The following is a 25,104-nucleotide window of genomic DNA, read 5'->3' as shown; positions in this document are numbered from 1 at the left end:
CTGGTTGGGGATGTGGGCGATGTTCTGTCGACAACCGGACAGTTGCTCCGACTGGCACTAGAATCGCATTCTACAGCCACTTGGAAGGTTATCTGGACCAACTGGTCTTTGGGGTCTGCACTCTTTTCGTGGTGGGCGACTGTGCCATGCGGCGAATACACTCGGGACCGTTGTCTGGTCCTGCTCGCAGACAGACTTCACGTATCTACTGACCGAAGTATTAGGGATGCACTTGCTGCACTCGTAGCGACTCTTCGTCAAACCCCAGTAGGGGGCGCGCTTGGACAAGGATTAGTGGTTAGGTCAGGACGTTCCTGGAGGATCCTGAAGACAGGTTCCGATCTGCCAGTTTCTTGGTGGGCGCTGTATTCGATCGCGATGCTGTCTCCTACGACAGGAGCGGTGATATCGCGGGACAGCAACAATCACAGCCGCATAGCGCAGGTCTTGGGGGTGGATGACAGGGTGGTTGCGACGGCGTTGGAGTCCTTGTGGCAACCGGATCTGTGCTCTATCAGCCGAGAGGGAGAGGATTTGGTGCACCTTCACCTCATGCCAGGGGTGACGCCGGAGATCGTGCTCCAAAGATGGATACGCGAAGAGCAAGGAGGATCATGACGGTCGATCAGAATGCAGTTGTTAGCCGAGTCTATGCTGACCTCCAAACTCTAGCCGAACCACGCAGAGTGTCCGCAGCCAGGACTGAAGAGTACTTCCGAAGGGGTGGTGTACTGGGACAGAGAGGTTTCCAGTCCCGATACCTCGACCTGCTTGTCGACCGACACAAGATGCGCGAGTACGAGGCGACGGGTGAATTGTCTGGCGCGCTGGAGTGTCTCGACCTGGTGGGTCTGATGGATCGGAGGAGTGTGACATCATTAGGGGCGGCTCTATTGCCAGTCCTGAGTCATGAGGGTGTGTCATCTCCGTTTGTCTGGTACGCGCTGTGGATCAACCTGTCGTGTGCATGGCTGGGTGCGATGAGCTGGAACATGCTGACCAGGCAGGGTCCCACCGTGACGCTACTTGTCGAACCCCTGTGTTCGTATTTGTGTGGGGACAACACCGTTGATAGCCTGGACCGAGGTGCGGCATCGTCGCTGGAGGATTCATTCCGAAACACGCCCTGGGGCCAGCTAGGTATTGGAGGAGTGCCAGCGTATGGGCGTCGATTGTGGACCCGCACACCACCGACGGAGGTCGATCCGCTTGTGGTTCTCTATGGCTTGTATAGGGCGTCAGACGTGTCCAGCATGTTGGCCATCGATAAGGATCAGCTTGCCAGACTACCGTACGGCCCATGCATGGCGCTGGGAATCGACGGATCCACAGCGGAGCACCAGTTGCTCTCCCTCTGGTTGCCCGGCTTGCTGACCCAGCGCCGGGAAGGAAAGAGGGTCATGTTCTCGATTCAAGCAGAGAAGGATGCCTGTGATGTCGTCAAGGAGTATTCGCGGAGGAGGGGCTATCAATGAAGTACGCTGATATCGTTGAACTGGACAAGCATTTTGATCCTGTTTTCAAGCTCGCTGATGGTGACAAGTCTGCTGCATGGTCCACTTTCATCCCCACTGTGGAACCTTTCGAGAACTTGCTGCGAAAGACCATAGACTCTTTCGAATCGTTAGAGCCAAAAGCGCAGAGGCCTGTGTGGGTGCAGGGAACGTACGGCACGGGGAAGAGCCATGCCGCGTCCGTCATTTCGCATCTTCTTGACGACGATGTCGCTGACCTTGAGCAGTTCCTGTCTCGTATGAAGCCCGAGCTGTCCGCCCGCGTCAGAAGTTTCCGCGAGAAGCATCGGATCGCTCCCATCTACCTCTATGGATCAGGAGCCCCGCTCGTTCACAGCTCTCGTACCTTTGACCTGGCTGTCCAGATAGCGGTGAAGGACGGCCTCGAGTCTTTTGGTTTGTGCGTTGACGCCCAGAGTGACTTCGATCGGTTCATTACCCTCATCGAGAGCAACCCATTTAGCATGGACTGGGATGCAGTCATACGGAACAGCAGTCAACTGAGGGTTTATGCTCCTGGCGGAGCGAAGGACTTGCTGCATCGACTCAAGACACAAGACAAGGAAACGCTGGAGGCACTCGAAGACTACTTTGCTGAGGAGGGGCATGCGTACGTCGGCGCAACTTCATTGACGGAGTGGCTCACGCAGGTTCTCGATGGTGCACTGACAGAAGCTGCTGGGTACTCAGGGGTGATGATCTACTGGGATGAATTCACGTCTGTCCTTGAGCTGACGCACGCTCAGGACATAGCAGCTGCACTGCAGAGACTGGCCGAGTTCTGCCAGACTGAGTCTCGACTCAAGATGGTCATCATCAGTCATCGGAAACCGGGCCAGTTCGCTCTGAATGCTGACGACCAGCGGAAGATCGATGATCGTTTCAAAATGGTCGACTATTCGATGTCCGACGTCACTGTTTACAGGATCCTATCGACAGCCATACTCCGTAAGGATGCTTCGGCCTATGCCAAATTGGTGTCGCGGGCATACTCTGGCAATGGTGACCTCGACGCTCTGGTTGACCGGTTGGATGTCGGTGGCACAGCGAACATGCGTGACGACATTCGCGGCTTGTTTCCAATCCACCCATACACCGCATATCTGGCGACACTTATCTCGCATCACATTGGCTCATCAGACAGGAGCATCTTCATGTTCTTGCACGATGGTGAGAAGGGATTTAAGAAGTTCATCGAGGTCAATCCCGAAAACGGTCAGCAGTGGCTGACGGCAGATGCTCTGTGGGATTACTTTGCGCCCACGCTGGCGGTCGACGAGGCGGACGATTTTCTTGCTGTCAACACGGTGTTTAATCAGCGACAGGCGGTCGTTGAAACTCGCGGCAAGAACTGCTTGATGGTTCTCAAGAGTATGCTACTGCTGAACTTCCTGTACGCATATCTTGGCCATTCGGACAGCCTTGAGACTTCACTGGTGGCACCCACAGCCGACAACTGCGAAGCCATGTTTACAGGGACGGCCCTGCAGGGTCACGCGACGGAGGAACTTGGATTCCTGGAAGAACAGGGAGCGCTTCACAAGATGGGCGCCGAGTACGTGGTCATGTATGGGGCCACTCTACCAGAGGAAGACGTCCGAAGCGAGGTCGATCGCTTGGCGGCGCAATTCAGTGAGGATATTGTTTCGGTGCTCGACAACGGGAAGAGGAATGAGCTGCAGGAAAAATACCGTGGATCAAGCGTGCTGCGCGAAGTGCAATTTGGCTTCTTCAACGCCGGAGCACATGCGGCGGCGTTCCACAAGAGAACCATAGATCAGTTGGGCTTTGGCGACGCCTCGAGACTTCACGTGGCGGTAGTTCTCTATGCAAAGGATGAGGATGTGGCTGGAGCAACCGATCAGCTCCTGGAGTACAGTCGGCGAGCGACAGCGACAGACCCTGCGCTGATTATTCTCGAGGCTCTCACCCCGATCGGCTCGAAGAGGCTGCATGAATTGGCTAATGACCGTGGACGTGCCGCTGTCGCAGAGCACCATTCGCTGACGAATGTCCAGAGTCAATATGACAAGATGGCCGATGACCTTGTGGCCGGCTGGATGGCGCAACTCGGCAGCGCCAGCCAATACAACGTCTACATGGCAGGGGCCATAGCGTCCGTTGGCTGCAGCGTTCTGCCTGCAGCGCTGCAGGACTGCGCTAAACAAGTGTTCAAGAACGGGTTTGATGACGTGCAGCGCATCCCCAAGACGTGTTGGGGTGGAGGGGGGAAGAAGATTGCAGAGAGGGCGCTCCAGGCTGAGTCGCTGGATGACTTATGGAGGGATCTGGCTGGCGTACAGAGACAGGTTTTGGGTATCTTCAAGAACTCGAGTGGCTCTTCATATGTGGTTGATCAGCGCCTTGAATTGACCGAATCGGCCGAACAGGAGCCCATCGGACGCTTGTCGCTGGCGGTTCATGCAGCATTGGAGCCGATGACCAAGAAGGTGGCCTCCTTCAATCTGGGAGACAGCTTGCATGACCTGTCAGTTGCGCCATACGGCCTGTATGAGAACCTGCTTCACAGTGCAGCACTTGCCTTTGCTCTCCGACCATACAGACAGCGTCTTTACGACGCCAATGGCAGGCGCATTGGGGTGCTGTCCATGCGCGACATCGTGGAGGACCTGTTTAGATACTGGTCAACTGGCAAGGGGAGAGAGTCACTTGAAGTCCAGTTTGGGACGGAAACAGAGGAGCATCTTGTCCAATCGCTCAAGAGCGTCTTTGGGCTCTCGGACGTTGGGACGCTCATGGATGCAAGAGGGCAGCTGCGTACTTGGATCGATCAGCGACGCAGGCCGCTGTGGTCGCTCAAATATATACAGAGTTCGGTCAACATTAGCGATGCCGTTGATGCTCTGAGTGCCCTTCTGCAGATGACGCAGTCTGATGTGGATGAGAGCCACATGCAGCTACTCATGCAGACGCTGGATCCGGTCACCGCGGATCTGAAATCGATGTTGAGCGAGGAGAACCTCAAGAGTGGATTTGGAGAGTGGTTGTCGCAGTTCTCGGCTGACCCGCCGTCGGCCGACTCGGCAGAACGGCTTTATGGCGAATTGAGCCAAAGGATGGCAGGCTCACCTTCGGTGTGGCCCGAAGGCTTGGCTCATGCGAAGATACTCGATGTACTAGCCCCGCCACCGCCGACCAAGACGAGTTCAGTGGTTGCGATCAGGATCAGTGAGATTCTGGATGTAACTCCGTCAGAGGATCTGGCCATGATACAGTTGGCTGGGCGAGAGGCGGTACGTAGCCGAAAGTACCCACTTTTTGTCGCCGCCGTTGTAGCTACAAACCCTAGCCTGCGTGCTGCGATAGAAGTCGTTCAGGAATTCCTCGGATCGGCTTCCATTGAGGCTGTGGACGCCGACTCACTTCTGAAAACCATAGAGGAGGCAGGCGTGGGACAAGTCAAAGATGCCATCGCCCCTGAAACCCTGAAATCAGCATTTGGCGCGTGGGCCGCACGAAGCCTCAAAGTCGCCCCATCACTAGAGACCACGACTGCAGCGTACCAATCGCTGCTTATCAGTACCAGCGATCCATCAATGTGCCGGGAGGAGGAGGCGCGTGCTGCCCTTCAAGAGAGTCCCCCCATTCTACATGCGACTGAGGACTTCAAGGACAGGATTCGTCAGGAGGTCATGCATCGGTCGGCATCGGAAGCCCAGCAGTTGCTGGTTGAGATGGCTGACAGGGTGCCAAACGGATGGGTGGCTCTCGAGCAATTGCTTGGAGACGGACGGGATGAGCAGGACCATAGGTAGCGTTCAGGATCTGGCGCTGGTCATCCGGCAGGATCTGCTAAGTGAGAATGGAGGAGACCTCAGGTATCCCTGGCGATTCGTGTTTGTACCGACGCTGTGGGGGTTGAAACCGGTCGAAACTGAGCTGAGGTCTTGCCTGGGAGAAGAGTTTCACGTAGTGGACGTGACTAGCGAGCAACGCGAAGCTGAGAGTGTCATCACCAGTGATGACGTCTTGCGTCTCATGCAGAAATGTGAGGCAGGGGACCAGTCGTGGGTGATCACTGGACTGTCCGAGGTGCTGCGATTCAAGTCGGACGAGGATTTCGAGGCTCTCATGAGAGGCATTACAGAGTGCGAGAATCATGGCGAAAACCGGACAGGGCGCCGTTTCTACATTCCTTTGGCCGGACTCCATGAGCGATTTCAGAAGCTGCTTTGGAACAAGGCGAACCGTGAGTCGAGCGGATTATGGCCCTCCGTGTGGAAGATTGATCAACAGATCGGCGGTGTGCTCAAGGTCGTGCTGTTCGGACAACCTCTCGACGTGCCGGCAGCTCGTAGGATTAACAGTTACAAGGAGTTCTTGTCACTATGGCAAGGTGAGCCGATGGCAGCTGTTCTTGTGTCCTCACAGATGGTTGCCGACCTGTATGATATGGCCCCAAAGGACGTATTTCCGGATTCCGCAGTGAACATATCACGCGTGTCGGGTTACGAGAAATACCTGCGTGACGTTCTCGGCGTCGATGTGCCGGTGTCATTCAGAAATCAGGATGTGGACCTCTGGAGGCAGTTTGTGGAAGACATGCAGGTGGCGTCAGAGCCGCGTCTTCAGAACACCCTTTGTCAGAGGTTCAATGTGGCACAGTTTGGGCTGACTGGGTGCCTTAAGTACTGGCCCGCCAGTGCGTCAGACAAGTACTCTCGGTGGCTATTGCGTGTCGGCGTTTGCACACTCTTTCCTTACAGCTACTTGGCGAAGTGCATGAGGAGCTTGGAGGAATTGGACTCGGCAGCGCTGATGTCTGCGTTGTTGAGTGGTGCCATTGGTGAAAAGGACGACCGCACGCCGGAACGGCTGAAAGAGAGAAGGGATCACCTAGATGTGCTAACGCGTTCTGCAGGCCAATCTACGGAGCTGCCGGAGAAGTTGCAGAGGGGTCTGGCGGGCCTGCCGCCATCGGAGCGGATGAGAGTGCTCACAGACACAACTCCCTGGGAACGCGCTCAGTTCGTACTCTTGTTCGCTGATGCAACGGTTCCTCGGGATCTGTGGTTTGACGCTGTCGAGCATGCGTTCCCCCTTTTGTACGACTACGCGGCTCCCCTCAATATCAGCGGACTTTCGGAGCCACTTTCGTGGGTGAACGCATATTTCAACGAGTACAGGGCTTGTTGCCTGGTTGACATGCCGAGTGAATCTTTAAGAGCAGAGCTGGCGCGTGTCAATACTGACGAGAGAGCATTCTACGAGTGGTACTATGCAGCACGGAAACATGAAACAGCCGAGGGGTTACTGGCGCAGGGAACGCGAGCTCTCATGGTCGATGGCATGGGATGGGAATGGGTACCATTCATCACACGTCAGCTCCACCGACGTGGTCTGGACGTAACCGACCTGGCTCCGATGGCAGCGCAACTGCCGAGTACCACCGAGTTCAACCGATTCGGTTCTGGGGTGGTCGGTATCGACAAGAGTCCGGATGCCGTCGCCCACAAAGCTCCCTACAAGTATCCACAGACCTTGCTTGAGGAATTGGAAGTCATGGGAACCGCCGTTGAGGAGCAGATGGCTCAGCCGGGCACGGTGGTGCTGGCCGACCACGGGCTGACTGTCTTTTCCCGCTCTGTGGCTGCCTTGAGCAAGTACAACATGGAGGGCCAAGAGCACGAAGGACGCTGCGCCTGGCTTGCGAAAGCAGAGAAGTCATGCTCCGACTTTCTTGTTCACGATGTGCTGCCTCAGGAAGGATTGCGATCTGGACCTGTGGCACTTTCTCTTGGTTACAGCTCACTGTACCAAATAGGCACACATCTCGCTCATGGAGGCGCAACTCCCGAGGAAGTGCTCGTTCCATCCTTCATCGTGCGCTTGCTTGACGAGGTGCAAAAGCAGTACGAAATCAAGCAGATAGTCGAAGAGAGTGCCGAGACGTCGCGGCAGGTGGTGTTTACAGTAACGCCTGAGCCGCTTTCTGCTCCTAAGGTTACGGTAGGTCAGAAAGACATTCACGTTAGCCACTCAGCCGATGGCACCTGGCGGATACAGCTGCCGAACGATGCGGTTGGGTCTGTCAGCGTTACGGTTGCAGTCGGGACTGTTGTTGTGACATGGATGATTCCTGTCAAGGCAGGCATGACAGAAAGGGAGTTGTTCTAATGGATACCCTGGATGAGAAACTAGTTAAGATCTTTCCGAATGAGTCAGTCCTGAAGAACCCTGAGAACTACTCGGCTTTCGGAGGCAGGGCGTTGCCGTCGTTCATACGCGACTGGCTGGTGAAGAAGTACGCAGATGACGCCGGGAGCGTCGATGGCTATGCTCTCGCCCGCTTCCTTCAGGAGCATATACCAGACAAGGAGACGAGCCACACGATCAAGGGTCAGTTGACCAAAGGCGAAGACGTACAACTGCTGATGCGCATGGTAGTCGAAGTTGACGTCAAGACCGGAAGCTACAGGCTGGCCATCCCTGATTTGGGCGTGAAAGCAAACGAGGCCAGCGTCAATGCGTCTCTGCTGCATAAGCACCGTGAATTGCTGGGTGGCGAGGTTTGGGGTGTTGGGAAGTTGACTTGGATCGCACCGACCGCAACTGGGAAGAAAGATGGCCATATCGAGCTCATTGACTTCAAGCCTTTCAAGCCATATGACGTCGACATCGAATACTACCGGCAGGCACGGGACAAGTTTACAGTTGATGAATGGGTGAACTTGTTGATCAAATCGATGGAGTACAATCCAGGTGGTTTTGAGGGTTTGACGCAGAAGCTCCGATTTCTTGCCCGGCTGTTGCCATTTGTTCAGCAACGACTGAACATGGTAGAACTAGCTCCCAAGGGCACAGGGAAATCATACGTCTTTGGCAACCTCACGAAGTATGGATGGCTGATCAGTGGCGGAACCGTCACGCGGGCCAAGCTCTTCTACGATATGCAAAAGAATTCCCCTGGTATCGTAACGTCCTACGACTATGTCGCCATGGATGAAGTAGCGACAATCGTGTTCGCAGACGCCGACGAACTTGCAGGGGCGATGAAGAACTATCTTGAGTCGGGCGCGTTCACTGTCGGCAAATCGCGCCAGGAGGCTGATGCCGGGTTCGTTCTCTTGGGCAACATTCCTTTGACCTCCGATCTGCGCCCTCGAAACAGTCACTACTTTGAGGACCTGCCACCCATGTTTCGTGAATCTGCGCTACTGGACAGATTCCATGGTTTCATTGAGGGGTGGTATCTTCCTCGAATACAGGAGAATCTCAAAGTCAGAGGATATACGCTCAATGTTGAGTACTTCTCAGAAGTACTGCACGCACTGCGAAGCGTTGCCGACTATGATGTTGTGGTAGGGGAGATGCTCGTTGTGCCGACAAAAGCAGACACGCGTGACGTTACTGCGGTCAAGCGCCTATGTGCTGCTTACCTCCGTCTGCTCTTTCCCAACGTACATAAGAGCAAAGACATCACCCCTGCTGACTTCGACCTTTACTGTCTTCAGCCGGCACTGGAGAAGCGTGCGATCATAAGGCGTCAGGCCCATCTTGTCGACAGCGAGTTCAGGGAGGAAATGCCAGACATCACTGTCAAGCGGGACCCATCTGGCAGTTCTACAGGGAACCGCACGGATGACCTTTTCGAGGATGAGCCAGCGACACCAGGCGCATGACAGCATCTACGTCTACGTCTGAGCGTACACAGACAACGGGCATAGGACTTTCTCCAGCAACGTAGCTGTCGAGCGCAGTCCGTGCAGCAGGATCGAGAAGTCCGGGGTTCGTGGTCGCCCTGTTCACCGCAGCGGTTCTGAAGGGGATGAACGCTAGTAGATGTCCGTTGCAGGGTACGATGTGTACGACTGGGCTTGAGCCCTTCCAGTAGGTCTCTCCCCAAGCCCTAGACTGAGACTCCCACCGCACCGTAGCACGCACGCGGTACGAGTCGACGAGGAACGCGGCTATCGCCCCCCACCACTGTTGAGCATCACCTGCCTGCTCCAGCAGCTCTGCCATGGTTGGTGGCTTCCCTTGTTCATTGATGGCAACAGGTTTTCTCATAGCTGGTCCGTTCTTGCGTGCAATGACGACAGCCGACTGTCACCCTCGGAGTGTGGCACGTCACTCCGCCTCCTGCGCTTCAAGAGCAGCGAGCAGCGCTTCAGTCTCCTCAGGCGTTAGCTTCGCAAGGACTTCACGGAGTCTCTTCTCATAGAGATCGCTGTAGCGCCGGCACCGATGCTTCTTGTTGTTCAGTTCTGGTCTGGCTGCAGTCGAATGGGAGGTAGGTGTCGCTTGAACCGCCCGTTGGGTGACGGTGGGCTCTTGTTTGGGAGGCGGGGGGCTGCTGGCGCGGTCAGCCGCTTGATGATGGATTTTCGGGACTCCTACTCCGACTGAGCCATCGAGTTTCCCGTGCGCAAGCTGGGTGAAGAAGGCTGTGGTAGATGCGGCTCGCATGAAGAGCGTCGCATCTCGATGAGCGCCGTCCCGACCGAGTTGTGGCTCGACGAGCAGCCACTGTTTGGACGTGCAGAGGACTGCCTCGCCCTCAAAGTCTCGCATGTCGCTGAGCGACTTCGACGCAGCAGCACGGAATCCGAGAGACTGGGGGGAGTTCGTCATGACACTCGCCTCTCTGGCGAAGAGATGGCTGAAGCCGGCTATTATGGGCGGCAGATCGGGTCCACAAAGACAGACAACTCTCTGATTCGTCCAGTTGCGACGCCCCATGAGCAAGGGGATCTCGTGGACGTCTTGAGATGTGAGCAACGGGACAACCTTCCGCTCGGCTAGTGAAGAGAGAGCAGGCAGTCGTAAGATCAGGTCTCCTCTGCTAGTGAAAGGGTCCAGCCTCGCGCGCGCCAGAAGATCTGAATGACACGCATTCGGGAGTGGTTTTGCACCGACAGAGATTACCTCGACCCTATTGGGATAGACGTCGTGTCTCAGAGCGTTCTTAATCATACCGATATAGTCGCTGCTCATGGAATCACCGCTCGAGGGCAGAGAGACCACAAGGATGCTGTGACTGCCGCCACGTTGCGGTTGTCTGGGAGCAGTCGAGACCGCCATGTTGCCAAGGCCCAGGTCTCTGAGGAGACTTGTGGTCAGCAGGGCTTGTACCGGGGATGGGACGACAAGCTGGATCGGGCCTGACCTGCGTTGCTTTGCCGCGAGCTTCGCTGCGAGGAACGCCGAGAAGATTGTGGCCAGTGCTTCTGTAATGGACCAAGAACCGTTGTTGGCGGTGGTGTGCCACACTGAGCCCAATGCGCGTGTGTCTACGTGCGAGACACGGAGTTTCTGATCTCCTTGATCAGTGTGCCCCTGTGGTTTGGTGGATACTGCTCGCCAAGTTGCCAGCACTGTCTCCTTTTTCGAACCCGACTGCATCGCCTCATCCCCTCAGTGAGCCGTATCATCAGATATTGTAGCACGACGTCGAAGGTCGGCAACGTAGCTGGGTCTCCTGGGAAGACACCTTCTGCGGTCGCATCATTGCAGTTCCGAGGGCGAACGCACCCGACTCCCGGGCTCAGCGGGCGGAACGAGCAGAATCTGCCAGCCAGGCATGTGTGGCCTCAATCAGGTCCAGCAGTGCCGCGCCTCTTCAACAGATCTTCAATCGTTGAACTGGAGATGTTCGGGTGAGTGCCACGAGCATGCCGCTGAGCAGACACGGCCTTCTCGATGTAGTACTCGGAACGCTTCCTCCGCTTCTTATGTTTGGCCTTCTTGGTCCCGGCTGACGATGAGCCGTTCGTGTGGATAGTCAAAGGCACCTCCCTGGTGGTGGAGATCACTGCTTCTCGCGAGACAACAACTGAGCCATTCGTGTAGTCGTACACTTAGCCAATCTGACAGCCAGAGCCGATGTGCAGCAATATGCTCACTGATCCTCTCTTGGAGTACCTCTCCTCTTTCGTAGCTGTTCCATCTGCTCTGACGTGATGCCATAGTCCCGGGCGCTTTGCCGCTTGACACCAACGTCACTGTAGCTGATCTTGCCGCCTTGGCGCCGGTCTTGGGCCTCTTTTTCTGCTTCGGTATCATACCACTGGTCGTCTCCGTAGTGGCGAGAGCTGTCCTCTGTCGCACCGTGTGGTGGCGAATCGTATTGGCTCACGGCACTGCGGTCCTGTCGCAGCGAGACAGTCTTGACAAGACCCTGGCTGTGCGCACCAGGTTCACTCAAAGGCGCAATCTCGGCACGGCCGTTGACGTCCGTGAGATCGACTGCCAAGGTTTGCACGTGACATATCTCGTGCACGCCGTATGGATCAAGCCCCACGCACTCGTAGAGAAACAGCCCCATGGTCCCTGGCAGCTGAACACCGAGTGAGACAGAGAGGCTTGTCGCGTTCCATCGATCGACACTGGAGACCAGAACCGTCTGACTTGGTCCTGGGGCGACGAGCAATGAGTGGCATGAAGGCAGGGTAGCAGAGGTCACGCGCTGCCACTCCCCAACGGTTGGCAGCAGGACGCGAACAGGTGAGATCCAACGAGCCGGGCGTCCTGCCAGTGTCAGGATGAGGTCTGCGCTAAGCCTTAGAATCTGGTAGTTGCCGCGAATTGCGTCGGCTATGAACCGGCTTGATTTCGTCCCTGTATTGCAGACGATGCAGTAGGGAATAGCCCCAGCCGTGCACAAGTGGTGCATTGTCCGGAGAGCGTCATCAGAAGTGACAGACACCAGCATGATGCTCATACCACGGAGATCAACAGGCAGGTCATCCAGAGTATGCACTGGAAGCGTTCCGAGCCCTGTCTCGCGGCGCGCGCATGTGAGCAGGCGTGCTTGCATTGATGTATCTGCCACGATCAGCAGGTTCTGATGTTGCTGGTTCTCCTGCTGACGATGTTCGGCGAGCGCCAATGCAGCCAGCATGGCGATAAGATCGCACCCGCCGCCCGGTGACTCGGTCAGCGTTGTCCCCCACGGCGACGCGTCCAGCAGCAATGGAGGTGTACGCATAAAAGGACCACGCCGGTGTCGACGATGGGTGGCTCGGGCAGTGGTCCTCTGAGGCGTTTGAGCGGGTCGTGGTGTTACACCACCCTTAGTGCCGTGAGCTTCCTTTCCCGTACGTGTCATGTGCCTGCCCCCTGCTTTTCGCCCATTCTCCGACAGAGTCAGTCTAGTACTGCGCAACCCCCATGCAAGATGCCCTCGCTGTCGCATGCACCGCGCTTCCTTGCGTACAGTTGAATTGGCGTTGCGAAAACCGACAATGGTTGTTGTCGCGCTCAGTTGGGACACTGATGACAGGTGTGCGTATGAGAAGAGGAGAGAGCATCGAATGAGAGTCATTCTGAGTCGCAAGGGCTTTGACAGCGGATACGGAGGATGGGCCAGCCCCATTCTCCCCGACGGGAGGATGCTTTCTCTACCGATCCCAGCCAGCAGGACGATGGCACGACTGTTCATTTCGAGCATGCGGCACAGGTCCAGTGCCATGAACTCCTTGTGCAGTCAGCGCCGGCGCTCAGCCGCACGCAGCGGATGTCATGTACCTGGCGGATGAGTCGCATCCCTGACGTGGAGTGGCTTCGCGGGAGCAGGGCAGTATTCGGCTGCTGCAGACGCGCAATGAGCTGGTCGCCTTGGACTGTGTGGCCGCCTTCGAGGGAGAAACGTCCGTCTTCCGGCGATGCGGCAGAGCAAAGACGCTTCGTGGTTGCCGCACCGCCGGCACGAACCAACTATCTCATATGCTATTCGTCATCCCCAAGCTGGTGACGATAGTGCCACACTGCCCATCGGAACATACGGCAGGTAACGAATTCTCTAGGAAGGCTCTTGTACTTGCTATTGAGTTCACCCTCAGAAATGACCCGTTCGAACACTCCATTTTCGACAGACATAGTCCAGTTTTCAAACAACCATGTGTCTGTTGCTCCGGATCTCGGCAAAATGGCGACATGCACGTTGTGTGGGTAGTTTGTGTGTCTTGAGTAGCCGTCTGCCGAAACGCCGCAAATGTATATAGCATCCCATGTATCCGTTGGAAACTCATCAAGAGCAATAGTCTGCCCCGGACGAAACTCGCTGCTCAAGCGAGTGAATCTTCTACTGTATCTTCCTCTGATGGCATTCGTGCAGTGGTGCGTTGGATTACATCCAGAAGCGTATTTGGCATAAAGCCACCTGAATCTCGCTCCGTCAAAGTTGTGAGTGAGCAAAACAACCATGGTGTCAGCCTCCCTCAACAGGGTCACATCCTTCTCCTTTGAATCCTCCAATTGTCGCCACCGGAACAATCAATGTCAACTTCCAGGTGTCCAACGAGATGGTCATGGCGATGCACGCAATCCGCACGCCTATCAGTCATCTTCGCTGCCATTCCTGTCTCACCCGTGTTCAGGGGCGTCTTCCCGCAAACACTAGTGCAACCGCCGTTCCTCCGCAACAGCGCCGTATGTATACCGGCTGTCGGATCGGGCAAACCTAGGTGCACACACTTCTGTGAAACCCACGTTGAGACGCATCAACCCTCCTCAGAGTGATGACCGTATCGATTCGTTCACCCTTATTAGTATAGCCCTGGATGTATGGAATACGCAAGAGTGGGCCGAGGATTCCGATTGTCTATTGAACAAGTGTACTAAGAAGTAGAGAGTGACTTGCAGGACCGTGGTGGCAAGCCACGGATCAACACAAGAACCGTCGGAGTCAGCTCCATGTGCGGGCACCCATGGTCTCGTCAGACAAGTTGTCCTGCGTAGGCAAGCCGTTCTACCGCGGCAATCGGTACCGTATCGCAAGCGTGGCGCCATTTCCTTTCGGCGGTTCATCGAGGATGACATCACCACCTTGCATGGCCTGTCTCATGACACTGCAGCAGATCGGCATGCGATGATTTGGCCCCGGATATCCTCCGACCCTCCGGTGTAGGTCACCCGACGTCACGTCGACGTAGCCACCTCGAGACGAAGAGAAGATGCTATGGAGCTCACTTCGAAAGTCATCTGCGTTCGGCATACATTCCTCCAGGGGCTGACATGACACACATCTGTATTGCATGCTAGCTATCTTGGCTTCATCGTCAACCGGAGGAAGGGTCAGCACGAGTGAGTCTTCTGGGATGTCACCTCGCTGTGGCCGCATGGGGCGATTCCAGCCCCATAGCGGAGATCTCAAGGTGCCTCGTGCCCCATGGCAGGGTGCAGCATCAGAATTGACCTGAAATCGACACAGGACATCGAGGACCCGTTCTCTCCAGGGAAGAGCTCAGCTCTCCCAAGTGGTCTTGACACGTCGACGGTCCGCTGTATTCTAAAATTGTACGACGCGGTGATTTACGAAGGCTACTTGCATCCGCGGGTTCTACAAATGTGCTAAACGCCGGGACAGGAGTTGACGTTCTGACCTTGCGTTTTTGGCGCGCAAGGTTTTTGCTTTTCCTGGACTGCACTGCAGCCCGGCGGCGATTTATGGCAACTTGCAGCCGCCTCACCAACCTGCTAAAAATGCCGTGGCTCCCTTGCCACGTCTTTGCGGCAGGGGAGCCGTCTTCGGTTCTCCTGGTGAGGCTCGCTGCGCCTGATGACAAAGGAGGCAGTGACATGCACGACGAACCGAGATCCAACCTCAAGCACACGAACCACTCTGGTGACGCACAATGATCTCCCAGGACACGTCGGTCATCCTGCCAGGACCGTGGCCGCATCCGCCAGTGTTCCCGTATCTGGAAACAAGGCTTGTGGCTGCGCTGTACCATGTGACTATTCTGCCAACCATCAGTGAGGAAGCCCTGCTCACCGTCGCCATCTCGCAAGCACTGGCCAACGACCTGAATACCTGTCTCGTCCTGGCGCCTGACCGCTGCTTCTACCTCATGAATGGTCAGTGCCGGCCGGCAAGTGACATCCCCACCAACGGGATGCTCATGACGGGCATCCTCAAGCTTTCGCGTCGCGTCAGTGCCTGGACGGCAACAGATGCCACGTATGCCACACGGGTGGCCATCCTGGCCGAGTCCATCAGCAGCCATCCTGTCACAGGTGCCCTCATGGGCGACCTCACGATGGGCGCGAGGCCGGCAACTGCCGAGGACCTGCTGCGGCTCTCTGGTCTCAATACAGAAGCTCCAGGGGTCCCCAAGGGGTTGGCACTCTGCCCGGTCTGCCACGAGTACCGAGGGGAGTGCCTGGATCCCAGTCCGGTCTTCCAGGCACAGGTGCTGACCATGCATTGCCTCTGTGACAACAGGAATAGGTGTGCACGGTGTGGTGGTCGCCTGTCTAAGCGCAAGCTCAACGCCAACTACTACAACTCCGCAGATGGCAACATCTGGCATGTACCCGGGTTTGAAGCCCTCGGTCATCACTGTGTCCCTGGGGACGCCATGGTCTCTTGAATGAGTTCAGCCGGCGAGAAGGGAGCATAGACCATGACACGATCAGTACTCGAGGTCGTCCTGGCGCACATGTATGACATTGAGGCCGTCATTGGCTACCGCCTTGCCCCGGATGCCCCCTCCATCATCATCGCAACATTCACCGATCGGAGAGATGCAGAGGTCTTCATGGCCGCCGCGGACAGAAGTGGGGAGGTCGGTACCTATACGCTTCTCAACATTGAGGACTAGGAGGTCCGTATGGATAGCAGCGCAAAACGTAGCGCAGCCTCAGATGACCTGGGTGAACTGTTCGAGCAAAGGGTCGGCGCTCCCTGGGACTGGAGCGTTGAGGAGGTCCACCACACGTCCCTGATCGTCACGTACGCCGACGTCGTGACCGATGAACCCAGGGTGGCGAAGATCACCCCCGCCGACGTCATCGACTACTACTGGAACTACGGAGGGAGCCATGGGTTCGAGGCCAGCGTCCGCTACCTCGGGCCCAAGATACTCGGGGATTGGCGCCCCATCGACAACTTGGCGCACATGTGCCTGGCATGGTTCACGGCCGCCTGCAGGGCCGAACTGATCGAAGCTGCAGCCAAGCACAGCATGACACTCATCTCCTAGGAGGATGCCATGAGTGAACGTTCGCAGCCATTCCTTGCACAGGATGCTATCATCAAGACCCCGGTACCCGAGAACGAAGACAAGATCGCGACCACAGCAAGACACCTGGCAATCGATCTCGAGTGCAACAAGATCGCTGCCCTTCCGGCCGGGTACTGGCCTGGCGAGTGGCGGAAGCATCTCGAGCGCCTTGCCATCACTGCTCTGGCACTCTGCCGCATGATGATTGACGAGAAGATGGCGCACGACTTCGACAATGAGCTGTACAGCAACCTGAAAGCGATCAACACCACCCTCGCCAGGATGGAGCAGGCCAACTTCACGTTCCACCCCAAGGCTCCCCCGGCGACGCGTCAGGATACCGGCGACAAGAAGCCGCCAAAAGGGGACTAGGTTATGCTGCAAGGGAAGAAGACACTGGGGCACTATCTGCGCCTGACCGTGAAGAAGGTTGCGGTATAGCTCGCCGCTTCCGATGTCCAAGACGTCTGATGAGTTAGCCACTGCTTGACCTGTTCTGCCTGCTTCGCTGCCAGGAACAAGGCCTCACTGAAGGTTGCGGGGACAGTGAGCGCCGGTGTCGCCGTGGCAATCGCATAGGTCCCATGCTTTCTGATCTCCGGGAGGACCGTGCCGGTGACCCACAGCCGGAAGTATTTGGCCTCCTTCTTGCGGCTCTTGAGGATGAGCGCGTACATGCCCGATTCGTTGATGACAGTCATAGACTGCTGTCCACCAAGGGTACCAACAATAGTGGTACCCTTTTCAGAGTCTTCAAGACCACGGAGTGCTTGTTCTGGGTCCCTGAACTCGAGGATGTCGCTCAGGTCCTTTGCCACAAACCACGGTTCACCGTCCTTGGTAACCGTACGGAACTTGTTCTTGTTGTACTGCCATACCTGTAAATCGTTGCTCATGTCACACCTCGAACTTTCTGGTGAGCGTGTGGAAGTGCTTCTGCTTCCTCTTGAGTTCTCCGAAGCGCGCGCCTGCCTTCTTCAGATACTTGAGCACGGCACCAAGCTTCTTCGGGGTCAGGTCCTGGCCGATGTGCAGATACTTCACCTTCTCGACAACCTGGCCGAGGGTGTCGGATACTATCCGGGACCTCTGACTGACGTCCAGTCTTGCCACCTGCTGGTGAAAGTACCGTATGCAGCGACATGCAGCTGGACAACGCCCTTGCAACGAGATGGATGCAGCGACAAGGCGAGGACCTAGGCCAGGCCCACACAACCCCGACTCGCTTGGGACCGATCCTTCCGGGACTCTTGTGCTCCACGTCGACCAGGTGCATGGGTCCGCCGTCGAGATTCCCGGAGTCTATGGAGCAACACGGAAGAAGGGGTTTTCTGACGCGATTTGCAGTGGGGAGTCGTATGGTACGGCATGCCTCCCGAAACTGCGAATTTGACCGTCCATTTGCCCTGCTTTGCCCATGCTTCTCATGGAACGAGCTTGTCTCTGGTCTGAGGTTGCTCCGATCAGTCCCGGTTTGCTCGGTGAGGGGAAACCCAAAGAGGAAGAAGGAGAGGTGGGAAGAGGAACCTTAAGGAAGAGAACGGTGCAGAGGATGCCAGAAGATACGGGATGGGATCAGGGTACTTGTCTGTATTGGTCTGAGCCTTCCTGCTGTTGGGCTCTAGCACCGGCAGGGCGACTGAGTGCTCCGTTGACCGCAGCCCCGGCTATAGCCACCATGCCGGTCAAGCACCTCGGCCCGCTTCCCTGGCTATTTCCTGGGTTTGCTCCATCGATCTTGGCTCGCCCTGTCCTCGATCGCCCGTCGATGAGTTATCCACAGGCCTTTGCAGAGTGCGCTTGTGATGGGGGTCGTAGCTTGCCACGTTCGAAAACTGACGTTTGCGGAGCATGAAACGAGAGGCAATCGTCAGCAATCATCAGCATGTGCTGGTTTTGGCTATGTTCGCTTTCCACCAAGAGTCGACATGTCAATGGATCATGTGTTCGGGCACAATCAGCGCGACGGGGCACTGCCGTGCCAGCACGAGCGCATTCAAAGCGCGTGCACGCACTGCCGGTGGTCATGAGCATGGTCAGAATGACCTTGGGAAGCTCGATACGCGAACTGTCAGGCCGAAACAAGTCCCGCCCGCTGATGCCATGGATGACCCCCGGGAGTACCTTCAGCGTTCGCTGTCGCCAGCCCCGAACGAAGACTAAGTTCATTTGGCCCGGAGCAGTTCTGTGAAGAGACGCTCTGGCGCACATAATGCAGAGTAGGCCCTAGAACCCGAAATGCGGTATCATACAGACAGGCAACGCAGGGGAGGCGGACATGTCGCGGAGTTGTTGTTTGAGCCTCACCGGTGGACTGATGAGCGCAGCAATGGTGATCTACCGCAGTATCAAGAGCGGGATCTACTGAATCCTCATCGGCCTAGCGTTCGTTCTCCAAGGTGTGGGGTACACCATCTGGACTGAACGCAGGAAGAAGCGCACGAAACAGCAGTCACTAGGAGGCCGTAGTGAGTAGCAAACCGGAGAAGCCGAAGTCGTCTCAAGAGTTCCCTGCGGGGACTTCTGGTCCGAAGAAACAAGGAGCAAGCAAGCCGAGGGGGCCCGTTGATGAAGTCCAGGCCCCCAAGCGGAGCCAAGGTCTCAAGAAGGCCCGGCTACGGCTGCTGGATCAGTGTCAAGACCCCAAGTACGGTGCTGAGCTGACCGACATACTGCTGATCAAGGACCCAAAGGAACGCAGCCAACGACTGGCCGCACTGGCGATGTTCTTTGGCATTCACTGCTACGATGCAGCGCCTTGGAGTCACCTCATGGCCGACAGCAACGGCGCTCTTGGATGGTCTGCCCTAGATCCTTGCCAGATAGTCGACGAGCCGCAGGAGATTCTGAGAAGCTCCGAGGGCGACTGGTACAGGACGCCGCCAGATCCGACCCCTGCCAAGGGACTCTCCATCCTGCTCTTTCCAGTACACATTTGCATCAGTCCGTTGGCATCGGAGCGAGATGTCCTCGACTATGTAAAGAAGAGGTGGAGCAAGATCCGCCCCGCGCTGGACAGCTATCACAAGGGACCGTTGGTGATCCGAAAGAGGAAGAACGAGGCAAGAGACCGTTTCATCTGGGAGAACCGCGAGGTTCCGTCGGAGGAACTGGCACCCATCGTCCACGATCAGTTCCATGGCAAGTGGCTGGAATACTACGAGATCGACTCCATCAAGCACTATATGAAGAAACGCCTCACCAAACAGTAGCGTAGTACACTTCATTCCATATCGTGCATCGACTGCCCTGCTACATTGGTTGTCGATGAGAAGAGAAGCGAAGTGGAAGGACATAGGGCAATCTGGGCAGGGGTTCGCTTCGGCGCCTGACTGTGGCGGTCGATCCGTCCGTCATCGTGCGACCCTCCAGAAGCAGAATCTAGGTTGTTCACCTGCGTTCGATGGCCTCGAAGAACGAGGCGCGACATGTCTCGCATACTGACGCTTCAGGACGCGGTAACTGAGTACGGTGGCAACCTATCGCTGCCCTGGATCCCTTTGCACTTGCCGGGCGTGGACGGCACCACGGGCAAAGAGTACGACGGAAAACAGCCTCTGTCAGCAGCCCTGCAGGACACGCACGGCCACTATGTGCCGTACAGAACCAGCAACCCGTCTGTCGAACAGCAGCTGCAGTGGTTTGCCGACTACAGTACTGAATTTGGTGGGCCCGGCTTCAATCCTGGGATCCTCACGGGACGCAACAGCGTTAACCCAGACAATGCCCTGTACGTTCTGGACCTCGATTGGTGTGACCATGTGCCAGACGTACTCAGTGCCTGTAACACAACGACAGTGAGAACAGGGCATGGGTTCCACCTTTGGTTCTTGGGTACAGCTGGCGCTTATGCCACAGTCAGAACGCTGCACTTGCCAGACGGTACAACGTGCGAGTTCAAGGGTGCTGATGCGCTTATAGTCGCCCCGCCCGGACTTCATGCGAGCGGACGCGTGTACGAGTTTGAGCCCAGGCTAGGTCCGGATCACCTTCAACGCTTGCCAGCGTTCGCTTTCATCACTGAGGAGCTGCAAACCAGTAGGGGACTAACATCACGGGGGGACACGCTGCTACGGGGTAAACCGTTGCCATTCAGGTCGAATGGTCGGCTGTGCCTTGAGCAGATTTGGGGACGCGATTTGAAAGCCCCGGACAGCAACGGTCCAGGTGAACGGGAAGTGGCGCTATATGTTCTCTGGCAGCGCGGTTGTACGCTGAGGAATGACCCAGAACAAGTAGAAAAGGCTCTCTACTGGAAAAACGAAACCCTGAAACCACCACTGAAGTCTGCAGAGGTTGAAAGGATCATTCACGAGGGGTTAGAGCAGGACAAGGCGCAGAACCGGCACGGTCCCGTAGGTTGTCGGTTCACGCGTGACGCTTTGCCCTGGGTCCGCTGTGAGGACTGCCCGCATGGGGACGCGAAGATAACTGCAAGGTTTGGCGTAGCTCTGAAGCAAGGGTTGTCAGCACCTGAGTGGTTTGTGTGGTCTTATACAACCAAGATGGGGTACAAGTCTGATGCGTCGACGGCCAAGGCCTGCAACGTGGACAGACGGGCAGTCAAGAGTGCTCGTGAACATCTGCAAGAGTTGAGGCTCTGGGCGGACGCCGAGGGGAGAGGTGATACAAATGAGTAAAGGTCCAATGAGCAAAAGCCTAATGAGTATATGCCTGTACGAGGATGCATGGTCCCGAGCAGAACAGGCCCTTGACCTGCTCCTGCTTGAAGTGAGGTCATCAGAAGACGAGAACGCGGTGAGGGTTAAACTGTTGGAAGAAGCTGTGTGGTTCTTAAACGAAGCGTGTTCCGTGTGCGGGTGACAAGGAACCACCAGGCAGAGTGAATTGTGAACAAACATGTACCCGTGTCATTCACAACTGTACAAGAATGCACAGTTTGGACGCTCTCCAAAACGGGGATCAACCCTTCATCACTACAAACAGAACAGGCACTCACCGATGAGAGAGAAGAACATGCCTCTGTATGCCCTAGAGGGAGGCTTCTGGATACGCAGGGTCTTGTGTTTCGTCTTTGGTTCTTCTGCCTTGAATTGCTCTGATTATCTGTGGATAACCCGACCACGGCGCGATTTTTGGCGAAGCGGCGCTCCCGTCGCCACGGGTTCATCGGCAATCTACGGTTGCAGGAGGTGGTGACATGGAGACCAAGATGGCAGCAGTCTCTACTCCTACTGAGGAGTTTGGCGTTGATACCGAGACTACTGAAGACTCTGTCCCGATGTTAGACCTGTGCCCACCTATGGGTACGCTGCGCGGCGAGAGCGTTACGGTCAAGGCGGTCAAGTTCCTGGGGCATGGAGCAACAGTCTCACGCGACCTGATGAGGTCGAGTATGGATCGGTTTGATCACACGTCCTCCGTTTTTTCCTCGTCAGTAGTCGAGGAGTTTGAGGGCTGGACCAAAGACGACGTGCAGCAGGGGCTGAAGAGGCAATCAGACGAGGGTTCTCTCGTCTTCTACCTGTCCAGACTTGAGACAATCTGGCGGGAGCTGGACATCGAGATGGTGTTGGACGGAACAGCTATTGTGATCGACGAGTCGGTTCCTTTCCAGGCCCTCCACTTTGATCGTGGGGAGTGTCAGCAGGATCTGGGCCTTGAGATCGTACGCTCCGGGAGGGCAGAATGACAACAGCAACGATGCAGATCAGAGTCATCGGAAACCTGGGCAAGGTTCCCGATATTGCTGGGATCATCCAGGCAAGTGTCCACATGTTTGCCGGTACGAAGCATGAAGGGAAAGGAGACCTCTTCTTCGAGGGTCTTCATGTCACTTGGACCTGTTCAAGCCATGAGCGGATCGTGAAGGTCCCGAGACGAAAGAAGAAGGGAGCATGAGATACGGTTGGAAGGCACTGAGGAGCCTGTACATCCGGGCAGACGACGAGGTGAGCGTGGAGGCTCGTGCGGCTGGCGTAGGCCTGGACGAGGACGGCATTCTAGGGAGGGCAACGAAAGTGAATTGTGGGAATCGATACAGTTCCTCTACCGTCAACGCATGGGGTGCGTTCAAGAGACCCACATCCCGGAACGCAGGAGCGCTCGCCGCGTTTGACACTCTATGGACCACGGCCAGACCGAGGGCACTTCATTGCGAGGGTGAAGGTCAGCCATGAATCGGCAGCTCAAGTCCGAACTCAGCGAAGGCCTTACTGAGTTCCTGCTGGCCGTGATTGTCCAGGAAAGCAGACGAAGTGCAAGTGTCGTAGGGTTGGTGTGTGGAAGCGATGGCCAAGATACACCCATCATGCTCGGAGTGGAACCCGTCTCTACGGAATTCTATATGGAGACGCGATCGGTCGATGCAACCAAGTCTTAGCATGATCACGAATCAGGCGAGTTGTCGTCTGAAGCAACGCAGGACGAAACATGATGGCGCGAGCACGATCGCGCAGAGAGGGATGGCTGAGTGCAAGCAGGTCGGTGACTTTGGGCACTCTGAACGTCCACAAATGCGTGAGTCTTGCGCTGGTCCGGAATGCTGGGTATTCTTGTTCGCAGCAGGGGGCGCTTTGTTCTACGTGATGGCGTAAGGAGGAATCCGATATGAGCGCACTATGGCATGAGTTGGCTTCTACAAGTCCCGCCAAAGAGGCCGGCAGCAAACGATGCGCGATCTACACGCGGGTCAGTACTGCAGAACAGGCCGACGAAGGTGTGTCGCTGGAGATGCAGAGGAGTCGTCTGGAAGCGTTCGCTGTAGCCAAAGACTGGCCTGTATACCAGTGCTATGAAGACGCTGGGTTGTCTGGCGCGACAATTGAAAGGCCTGCTCTCGGCCGTATGATGGACGATGCTGAGGCTGGTCATTTCTCTGTCGTCCTCGTCTACAAGACCGACAGGCTCTCAAGGAGACCCGTCGACTTGTTTACCCTCTGTGACAGACTTGAGACCCATGACGTGGGGCTCATTTCGACCACAGAGCCCTTCGACACGACAACTGCCATGGGGAAAATGGTGCTTGGCATGCTCGCGGTCATCGCTGGATTCGAGCGAAATCTGATCATCGAGCGAACAGTGGACGCTGAGGCGCGAATGAAGGAACTGGGCACCTTGGTCTGCGGACCGGCTCCATTCGGCTTCAAGCACGAAGACAAGAAGCTACTGTATGATCCTGAGACTCTCCCGGTTGCGAAAGAGATCCTTCGCCGTTCAGGATCCGGTGAGCCTGAGCGGAAGGTTGCACATAGCCTAGGGTTGACGCGCGACCAGGTACGCTCGGTGCTGCACAACTCACTGTTTGCCGGGAAGATTGCCTATGACAAACGTGGCAAGAACGGTACGCGAGTTGGATACGACAAGTGGACCTACGTGGACTACGTTGGCATTGAACCGATTCTTGAATTCGATGACTGGCTTAGTCTGCAGCAGGAACTTGCCCTTCGCTCTGATAGAAGTGAAGGGTCAACGCTGCCACTCTTCGGTAGGATGATCTACTGCACGAAGTGCAAACATCTCCTGAGCGCTCACGGGAGCTCGAAGAGCAACAAGACCGAGTATGCATGCCAGAGCGCAGGAGGCGGGCAGAAGGCCTGCGGAGCTCAGTTGCTGGAACACAACCTACTTCCAGTGTTTGTCAGCAAGCTCAGCGAGGAGCTGCGTTACTTCGTGCCCAAGTTCGATGGTACGGACCGATTGATCGAGATGGATAGGAAGATCGCCAAGTACGACAGGGACATAACTCAGCTCGAGGGAAGACTTGCCATTCCGGAGGTTTCCGTAGAGAAAGTGAGGGAGCGCATTGCTGTGCTTAGGACGTTGAAGCATGAAGCACTGCAGGAACGGGCCGAAATCGGGAAGGAAAAGGCGCAGTTGGAAGAGGTGAACAACGTGCTGGCGAATTTCGAGCCATTCTTTCACAGTCTTGACCGAAAGAGCCAGCTGGAAGTGGTGCATCGGTTTGCGAGACGTATCGATCTGGGAGTTACTAACATAGTTATCCACTGGAGGTTCTCGGAAAATGAGTGCAAGATGCCTCGGCTGGAAGTCAGTCCCAGAGCGAGAAAGACAGGTGTAAGGGGTCGAGTGGTGGAGATAGGGGCAGCTAACCCATTATGCGTCCAGCATAACCCCCAAAGTGCACTACTTCTCCACATATTGCGCGCCTCCGTCCAAGATGCTTGCCGAAGACCAACCCTTCATACCAAGAGAGAGCGGAAAACCCGGCGAGGAAAGAGAGCAAGAGCGTGAGGGAAGGAGTGCCAGAGACCAGATTTGGACGAAGCGTGGCGGGGGTGTATACTAACAAAAGAACTTGACAAGAAGGGGGTAATGATGAAGGGAAGAAAGGGGAGCAGGAAATGAAAAAGAGAGTTTCAGGAATCATTGCCTTGTTTTTGTCGCTTCTGGTGCTAGCGGGTTGCACATCATTGTCTGGTGGAAGCGTGGCCGGGGTGCAACAACCAGGTTTGAATGTCACTTCACAGCCCGCTTCAACTCCCACAGTTCCTGACAATATTGCAAACGGATCTGCCCTTACCGGAACTGAGTATGTTGCAGTCTATACAAATTTGGCCATTTTTATTAATTGGACAGAAACAAACAATAATCTGACAGGACAACTTCAACAAGGGGCTATTGATATCAACACTCTAGCA

At 56.1% G+C, this 25,104-nt stretch carries 23 protein-coding genes and 1 pseudogene; 17 read left to right on the top strand and 7 right to left on the bottom strand.

The window, feature by feature from the left end; genetic code table 11:
- Positions 1 to 614: 614 nt before the first annotated feature.
- Genes SMC3_RS08250 through brxL form a run of 4 tightly spaced genes read left to right on the top strand, consistent with a single transcriptional unit; the run spans position 615 to position 9,157 of the window.
- A complete protein-coding gene (locus SMC3_RS08250; protein ID WP_119090032.1) occupies positions 615 to 1,475 on the top strand; it encodes a hypothetical protein in 861 nt (286 codons plus the stop codon).
- A complete protein-coding gene (locus SMC3_RS09445) occupies positions 1,472 to 5,290 on the top strand; it encodes a DUF6079 family protein (RefSeq protein ID WP_165846692.1) in 3,819 nt (1,272 codons plus the stop codon). The genes SMC3_RS08250 and SMC3_RS09445 overlap by 4 nt, the downstream gene beginning before the upstream one ends.
- A complete protein-coding gene (pglZ, locus tag SMC3_RS08245) occupies positions 5,271 to 7,652 on the top strand; it encodes a BREX-4 system phosphatase PglZ (RefSeq protein WP_165846691.1) in 2,382 nt (793 codons plus the stop codon). The genes SMC3_RS09445 and pglZ overlap by 20 nt, the downstream gene beginning before the upstream one ends.
- Positions 7,652 to 9,157: a BREX system Lon protease-like protein BrxL gene (brxL, locus tag SMC3_RS08240; RefSeq protein WP_119090030.1), complete on the top strand. Its 1,506-nt coding sequence runs from the start codon at positions 7,652 to 7,654 to the stop codon at positions 9,155 to 9,157. Before pglZ ends, brxL begins: the two co-directional genes overlap by 1 nt.
- On the opposite strand, the gene SMC3_RS08235 is transcribed toward brxL, so the two are convergent.
- The 4 genes from SMC3_RS08235 to SMC3_RS08220 all read right to left on the bottom strand — a co-directional run bounded on the left by SMC3_RS08235 (position 9,099) and on the right by SMC3_RS08220 (position 12,465).
- On the bottom strand, positions 9,099 to 9,545 hold the full coding sequence (locus SMC3_RS08235) for a DUF3788 family protein (RefSeq protein ID WP_119090029.1): 447 nt from the start codon (positions 9,543 to 9,545) through the stop codon (positions 9,099 to 9,101). The genes brxL and SMC3_RS08235 overlap by 59 nt on opposite strands.
- Before the next feature lie 60 nt (positions 9,546 to 9,605).
- Positions 9,606 to 10,880, bottom strand: a complete 1,275-nt coding sequence (locus tag SMC3_RS08230; RefSeq protein WP_119090028.1) for a hypothetical protein — start codon at positions 10,878 to 10,880, stop codon at positions 9,606 to 9,608.
- Between the two features lie 188 nt (positions 10,881 to 11,068).
- Positions 11,069 to 11,263 carry a hypothetical protein gene (locus tag SMC3_RS08225; protein WP_119090027.1) on the bottom strand — a complete coding sequence of 65 codons (195 nt, stop codon included), beginning with the start codon at positions 11,261 to 11,263 and terminating at the stop codon, positions 11,069 to 11,071.
- Between the two features lie 113 nt (positions 11,264 to 11,376).
- Positions 11,377 to 12,465 carry a hypothetical protein gene (locus tag SMC3_RS08220; protein WP_119090026.1) on the bottom strand — a complete coding sequence of 363 codons (1,089 nt, stop codon included), beginning with the start codon at positions 12,463 to 12,465 and terminating at the stop codon, positions 11,377 to 11,379.
- 325 nt (positions 12,466 to 12,790) lie between these two features.
- Between SMC3_RS08220 and SMC3_RS09965 the strand changes: the two genes are divergently transcribed.
- A complete protein-coding gene (locus SMC3_RS09965; RefSeq protein ID WP_119090025.1) occupies positions 12,791 to 13,015 on the top strand; it encodes a hypothetical protein in 225 nt (74 codons plus the stop codon).
- Between the two features lie 1,211 nt (positions 13,016 to 14,226).
- On the opposite strand, the gene SMC3_RS08205 is transcribed toward SMC3_RS09965, so the two are convergent.
- Positions 14,227 to 14,472 carry an HNH endonuclease gene (locus tag SMC3_RS08205; protein WP_119090023.1) on the bottom strand — a complete coding sequence of 82 codons (246 nt, stop codon included), beginning with the start codon at positions 14,470 to 14,472 and terminating at the stop codon, positions 14,227 to 14,229.
- 640 nt (positions 14,473 to 15,112) lie between these two features.
- On the opposite strand from SMC3_RS08205, the gene SMC3_RS08200 reads away from it, so the two are divergent.
- From SMC3_RS08200 to SMC3_RS08185, 4 genes are read left to right on the top strand one after another with little or no spacing between them, the layout of a single operon-like run.
- Positions 15,113 to 15,850, top strand: a complete 738-nt coding sequence (locus SMC3_RS08200; protein ID WP_119090022.1) for a hypothetical protein — start codon at positions 15,113 to 15,115, stop codon at positions 15,848 to 15,850.
- A gap of 33 nt (positions 15,851 to 15,883) precedes the next feature.
- Positions 15,884 to 16,081, top strand: a complete 198-nt coding sequence (locus tag SMC3_RS08195) for a hypothetical protein (protein ID WP_119090021.1) — start codon at positions 15,884 to 15,886, stop codon at positions 16,079 to 16,081.
- A 9-nt stretch (positions 16,082 to 16,090) separates the two neighbouring features.
- A complete protein-coding gene (locus tag SMC3_RS08190) occupies positions 16,091 to 16,462 on the top strand; it encodes a hypothetical protein (protein WP_119090020.1) in 372 nt (123 codons plus the stop codon).
- A gap of 9 nt (positions 16,463 to 16,471) precedes the next feature.
- Positions 16,472 to 16,855: a hypothetical protein gene (locus SMC3_RS08185; protein WP_119090019.1), complete on the top strand. Its 384-nt coding sequence runs from the start codon at positions 16,472 to 16,474 to the stop codon at positions 16,853 to 16,855.
- Between the two features lie 32 nt (positions 16,856 to 16,887).
- Here the strand turns inward: SMC3_RS08185 and SMC3_RS08180 are convergent, their stop codons facing one another.
- Together SMC3_RS08180 and SMC3_RS08175 are read right to left on the bottom strand one after the other, a co-directional pair.
- On the bottom strand, positions 16,888 to 17,379 hold the full coding sequence (locus SMC3_RS08180) for a Bro-N domain-containing protein (protein WP_119090018.1): 492 nt from the start codon (positions 17,377 to 17,379) through the stop codon (positions 16,888 to 16,890).
- Position 17,380: 1 nt separating this feature from the next.
- The gene (locus SMC3_RS08175) at positions 17,381 to 17,527 is read right to left on the bottom strand and encodes a hypothetical protein (RefSeq protein ID WP_207799728.1); all 147 of its coding nucleotides are present in this window, start codon (positions 17,525 to 17,527) and stop codon (positions 17,381 to 17,383) included.
- A gap of 1,424 nt (positions 17,528 to 18,951) precedes the next feature.
- Here SMC3_RS08175 and SMC3_RS08165 point away from each other — a divergent pair.
- From SMC3_RS08165 to SMC3_RS09295, 8 genes and pseudogenes are all read left to right on the top strand, one after another.
- Entirely contained in the window at positions 18,952 to 19,695 is a 744-nt protein-coding gene (locus SMC3_RS08165; protein WP_119090015.1) for a hypothetical protein, read from the top strand.
- Between the two features lie 216 nt (positions 19,696 to 19,911).
- Positions 19,912 to 20,463, top strand: a pseudogene (locus SMC3_RS09960) (bifunctional DNA primase/polymerase); the annotation flags it as partial.
- Positions 20,464 to 20,622: 159 nt separating this feature from the next.
- Positions 20,623 to 21,123: a hypothetical protein gene (locus SMC3_RS09770; protein ID WP_243623393.1), complete on the top strand. Its 501-nt coding sequence runs from the start codon at positions 20,623 to 20,625 to the stop codon at positions 21,121 to 21,123.
- A 521-nt stretch (positions 21,124 to 21,644) separates the two neighbouring features.
- Entirely contained in the window at positions 21,645 to 22,136 is a 492-nt protein-coding gene (locus SMC3_RS08150) for a hypothetical protein (protein ID WP_119090012.1), read from the top strand.
- Positions 22,133 to 22,345 carry a hypothetical protein gene (locus SMC3_RS08145; protein WP_119090011.1) on the top strand — a complete coding sequence of 71 codons (213 nt, stop codon included), beginning with the start codon at positions 22,133 to 22,135 and terminating at the stop codon, positions 22,343 to 22,345. Before SMC3_RS08150 ends, SMC3_RS08145 begins: the two co-directional genes overlap by 4 nt.
- 274 nt (positions 22,346 to 22,619) lie before the next feature.
- On the top strand, positions 22,620 to 22,826 hold the full coding sequence (locus tag SMC3_RS08135; protein WP_119090009.1) for a hypothetical protein: 207 nt from the start codon (positions 22,620 to 22,622) through the stop codon (positions 22,824 to 22,826).
- 227 nt (positions 22,827 to 23,053) lie between these two features.
- Positions 23,054 to 24,697: a recombinase family protein gene (locus tag SMC3_RS08125; RefSeq protein WP_119090007.1), complete on the top strand. Its 1,644-nt coding sequence runs from the start codon at positions 23,054 to 23,056 to the stop codon at positions 24,695 to 24,697.
- A 110-nt stretch (positions 24,698 to 24,807) separates the two neighbouring features.
- Positions 24,808 to 25,104 (top strand): hypothetical protein (locus SMC3_RS09295; RefSeq protein WP_133299376.1); only part of this gene is annotated, 297 nt, incomplete at its 3' end.

Origin of the sequence: Candidatus Cryosericum hinesii (genome assembly GCF_003570985.1) — a bacterium.
Classification (GTDB): domain Bacteria; phylum Caldisericota; class Caldisericia; order Cryosericales; family Cryosericaceae; genus Cryosericum; species Cryosericum hinesii.
The sequence above is the reverse complement of the archived record's forward strand: the minus strand, read 5'-3'. Positions and strand labels throughout refer to the sequence as shown.

Bases quoted from the DNA above. Each gene is read 5' to 3' on its own strand.
- SMC3_RS08250 (WP_119090032.1), top strand. From the start codon at position 615: ATGACGGTCGATCAGAATGCAGTTGTTAGCCGAGTCTATGCTGACCTC.
- SMC3_RS09445 (WP_165846692.1), top strand. From the start codon at position 1,472: ATGAAGTACGCTGATATCGTTGAACTGGACAAGCATTTTGATCCTGTT.
- pglZ (WP_165846691.1), top strand. From the start codon at position 5,271: ATGAGCAGGACCATAGGTAGCGTTCAGGATCTGGCGCTGGTCATCCGG.
- brxL (WP_119090030.1), top strand. From the start codon at position 7,652: ATGGATACCCTGGATGAGAAACTAGTTAAGATCTTTCCGAATGAGTCA.
- SMC3_RS08235 (WP_119090029.1), bottom strand. From the start codon at position 9,545: ATGAGAAAACCTGTTGCCATCAATGAACAAGGGAAGCCACCAACCATG.
- SMC3_RS08230 (WP_119090028.1), bottom strand. From the start codon at position 10,880: ATGCAGTCGGGTTCGAAAAAGGAGACAGTGCTGGCAACTTGGCGAGCA.
- SMC3_RS08220 (WP_119090026.1), bottom strand. From the start codon at position 12,465: ATGCGTACACCTCCATTGCTGCTGGACGCGTCGCCGTGGGGGACAACG.
- SMC3_RS09965 (WP_119090025.1), top strand. From the start codon at position 12,791: ATGAGAGTCATTCTGAGTCGCAAGGGCTTTGACAGCGGATACGGAGGA.
- SMC3_RS08205 (WP_119090023.1), bottom strand. From the start codon at position 14,472: ATGCCGAACGCAGATGACTTTCGAAGTGAGCTCCATAGCATCTTCTCT.
- SMC3_RS08200 (WP_119090022.1), top strand. From the start codon at position 15,113: ATGATCTCCCAGGACACGTCGGTCATCCTGCCAGGACCGTGGCCGCAT.
- SMC3_RS08195 (WP_119090021.1), top strand. From the start codon at position 15,884: ATGACACGATCAGTACTCGAGGTCGTCCTGGCGCACATGTATGACATT.
- SMC3_RS08190 (WP_119090020.1), top strand. From the start codon at position 16,091: ATGGATAGCAGCGCAAAACGTAGCGCAGCCTCAGATGACCTGGGTGAA.
- SMC3_RS08185 (WP_119090019.1), top strand. From the start codon at position 16,472: ATGAGTGAACGTTCGCAGCCATTCCTTGCACAGGATGCTATCATCAAG.
- SMC3_RS08180 (WP_119090018.1), bottom strand. From the start codon at position 17,379: ATGAGCAACGATTTACAGGTATGGCAGTACAACAAGAACAAGTTCCGT.
- SMC3_RS08150 (WP_119090012.1), top strand. From the start codon at position 21,645: ATGGAGACCAAGATGGCAGCAGTCTCTACTCCTACTGAGGAGTTTGGC.
- SMC3_RS08145 (WP_119090011.1), top strand. From the start codon at position 22,133: ATGACAACAGCAACGATGCAGATCAGAGTCATCGGAAACCTGGGCAAG.
- SMC3_RS08135 (WP_119090009.1), top strand. From the start codon at position 22,620: ATGAATCGGCAGCTCAAGTCCGAACTCAGCGAAGGCCTTACTGAGTTC.
- SMC3_RS08125 (WP_119090007.1), top strand. From the start codon at position 23,054: ATGAGCGCACTATGGCATGAGTTGGCTTCTACAAGTCCCGCCAAAGAG.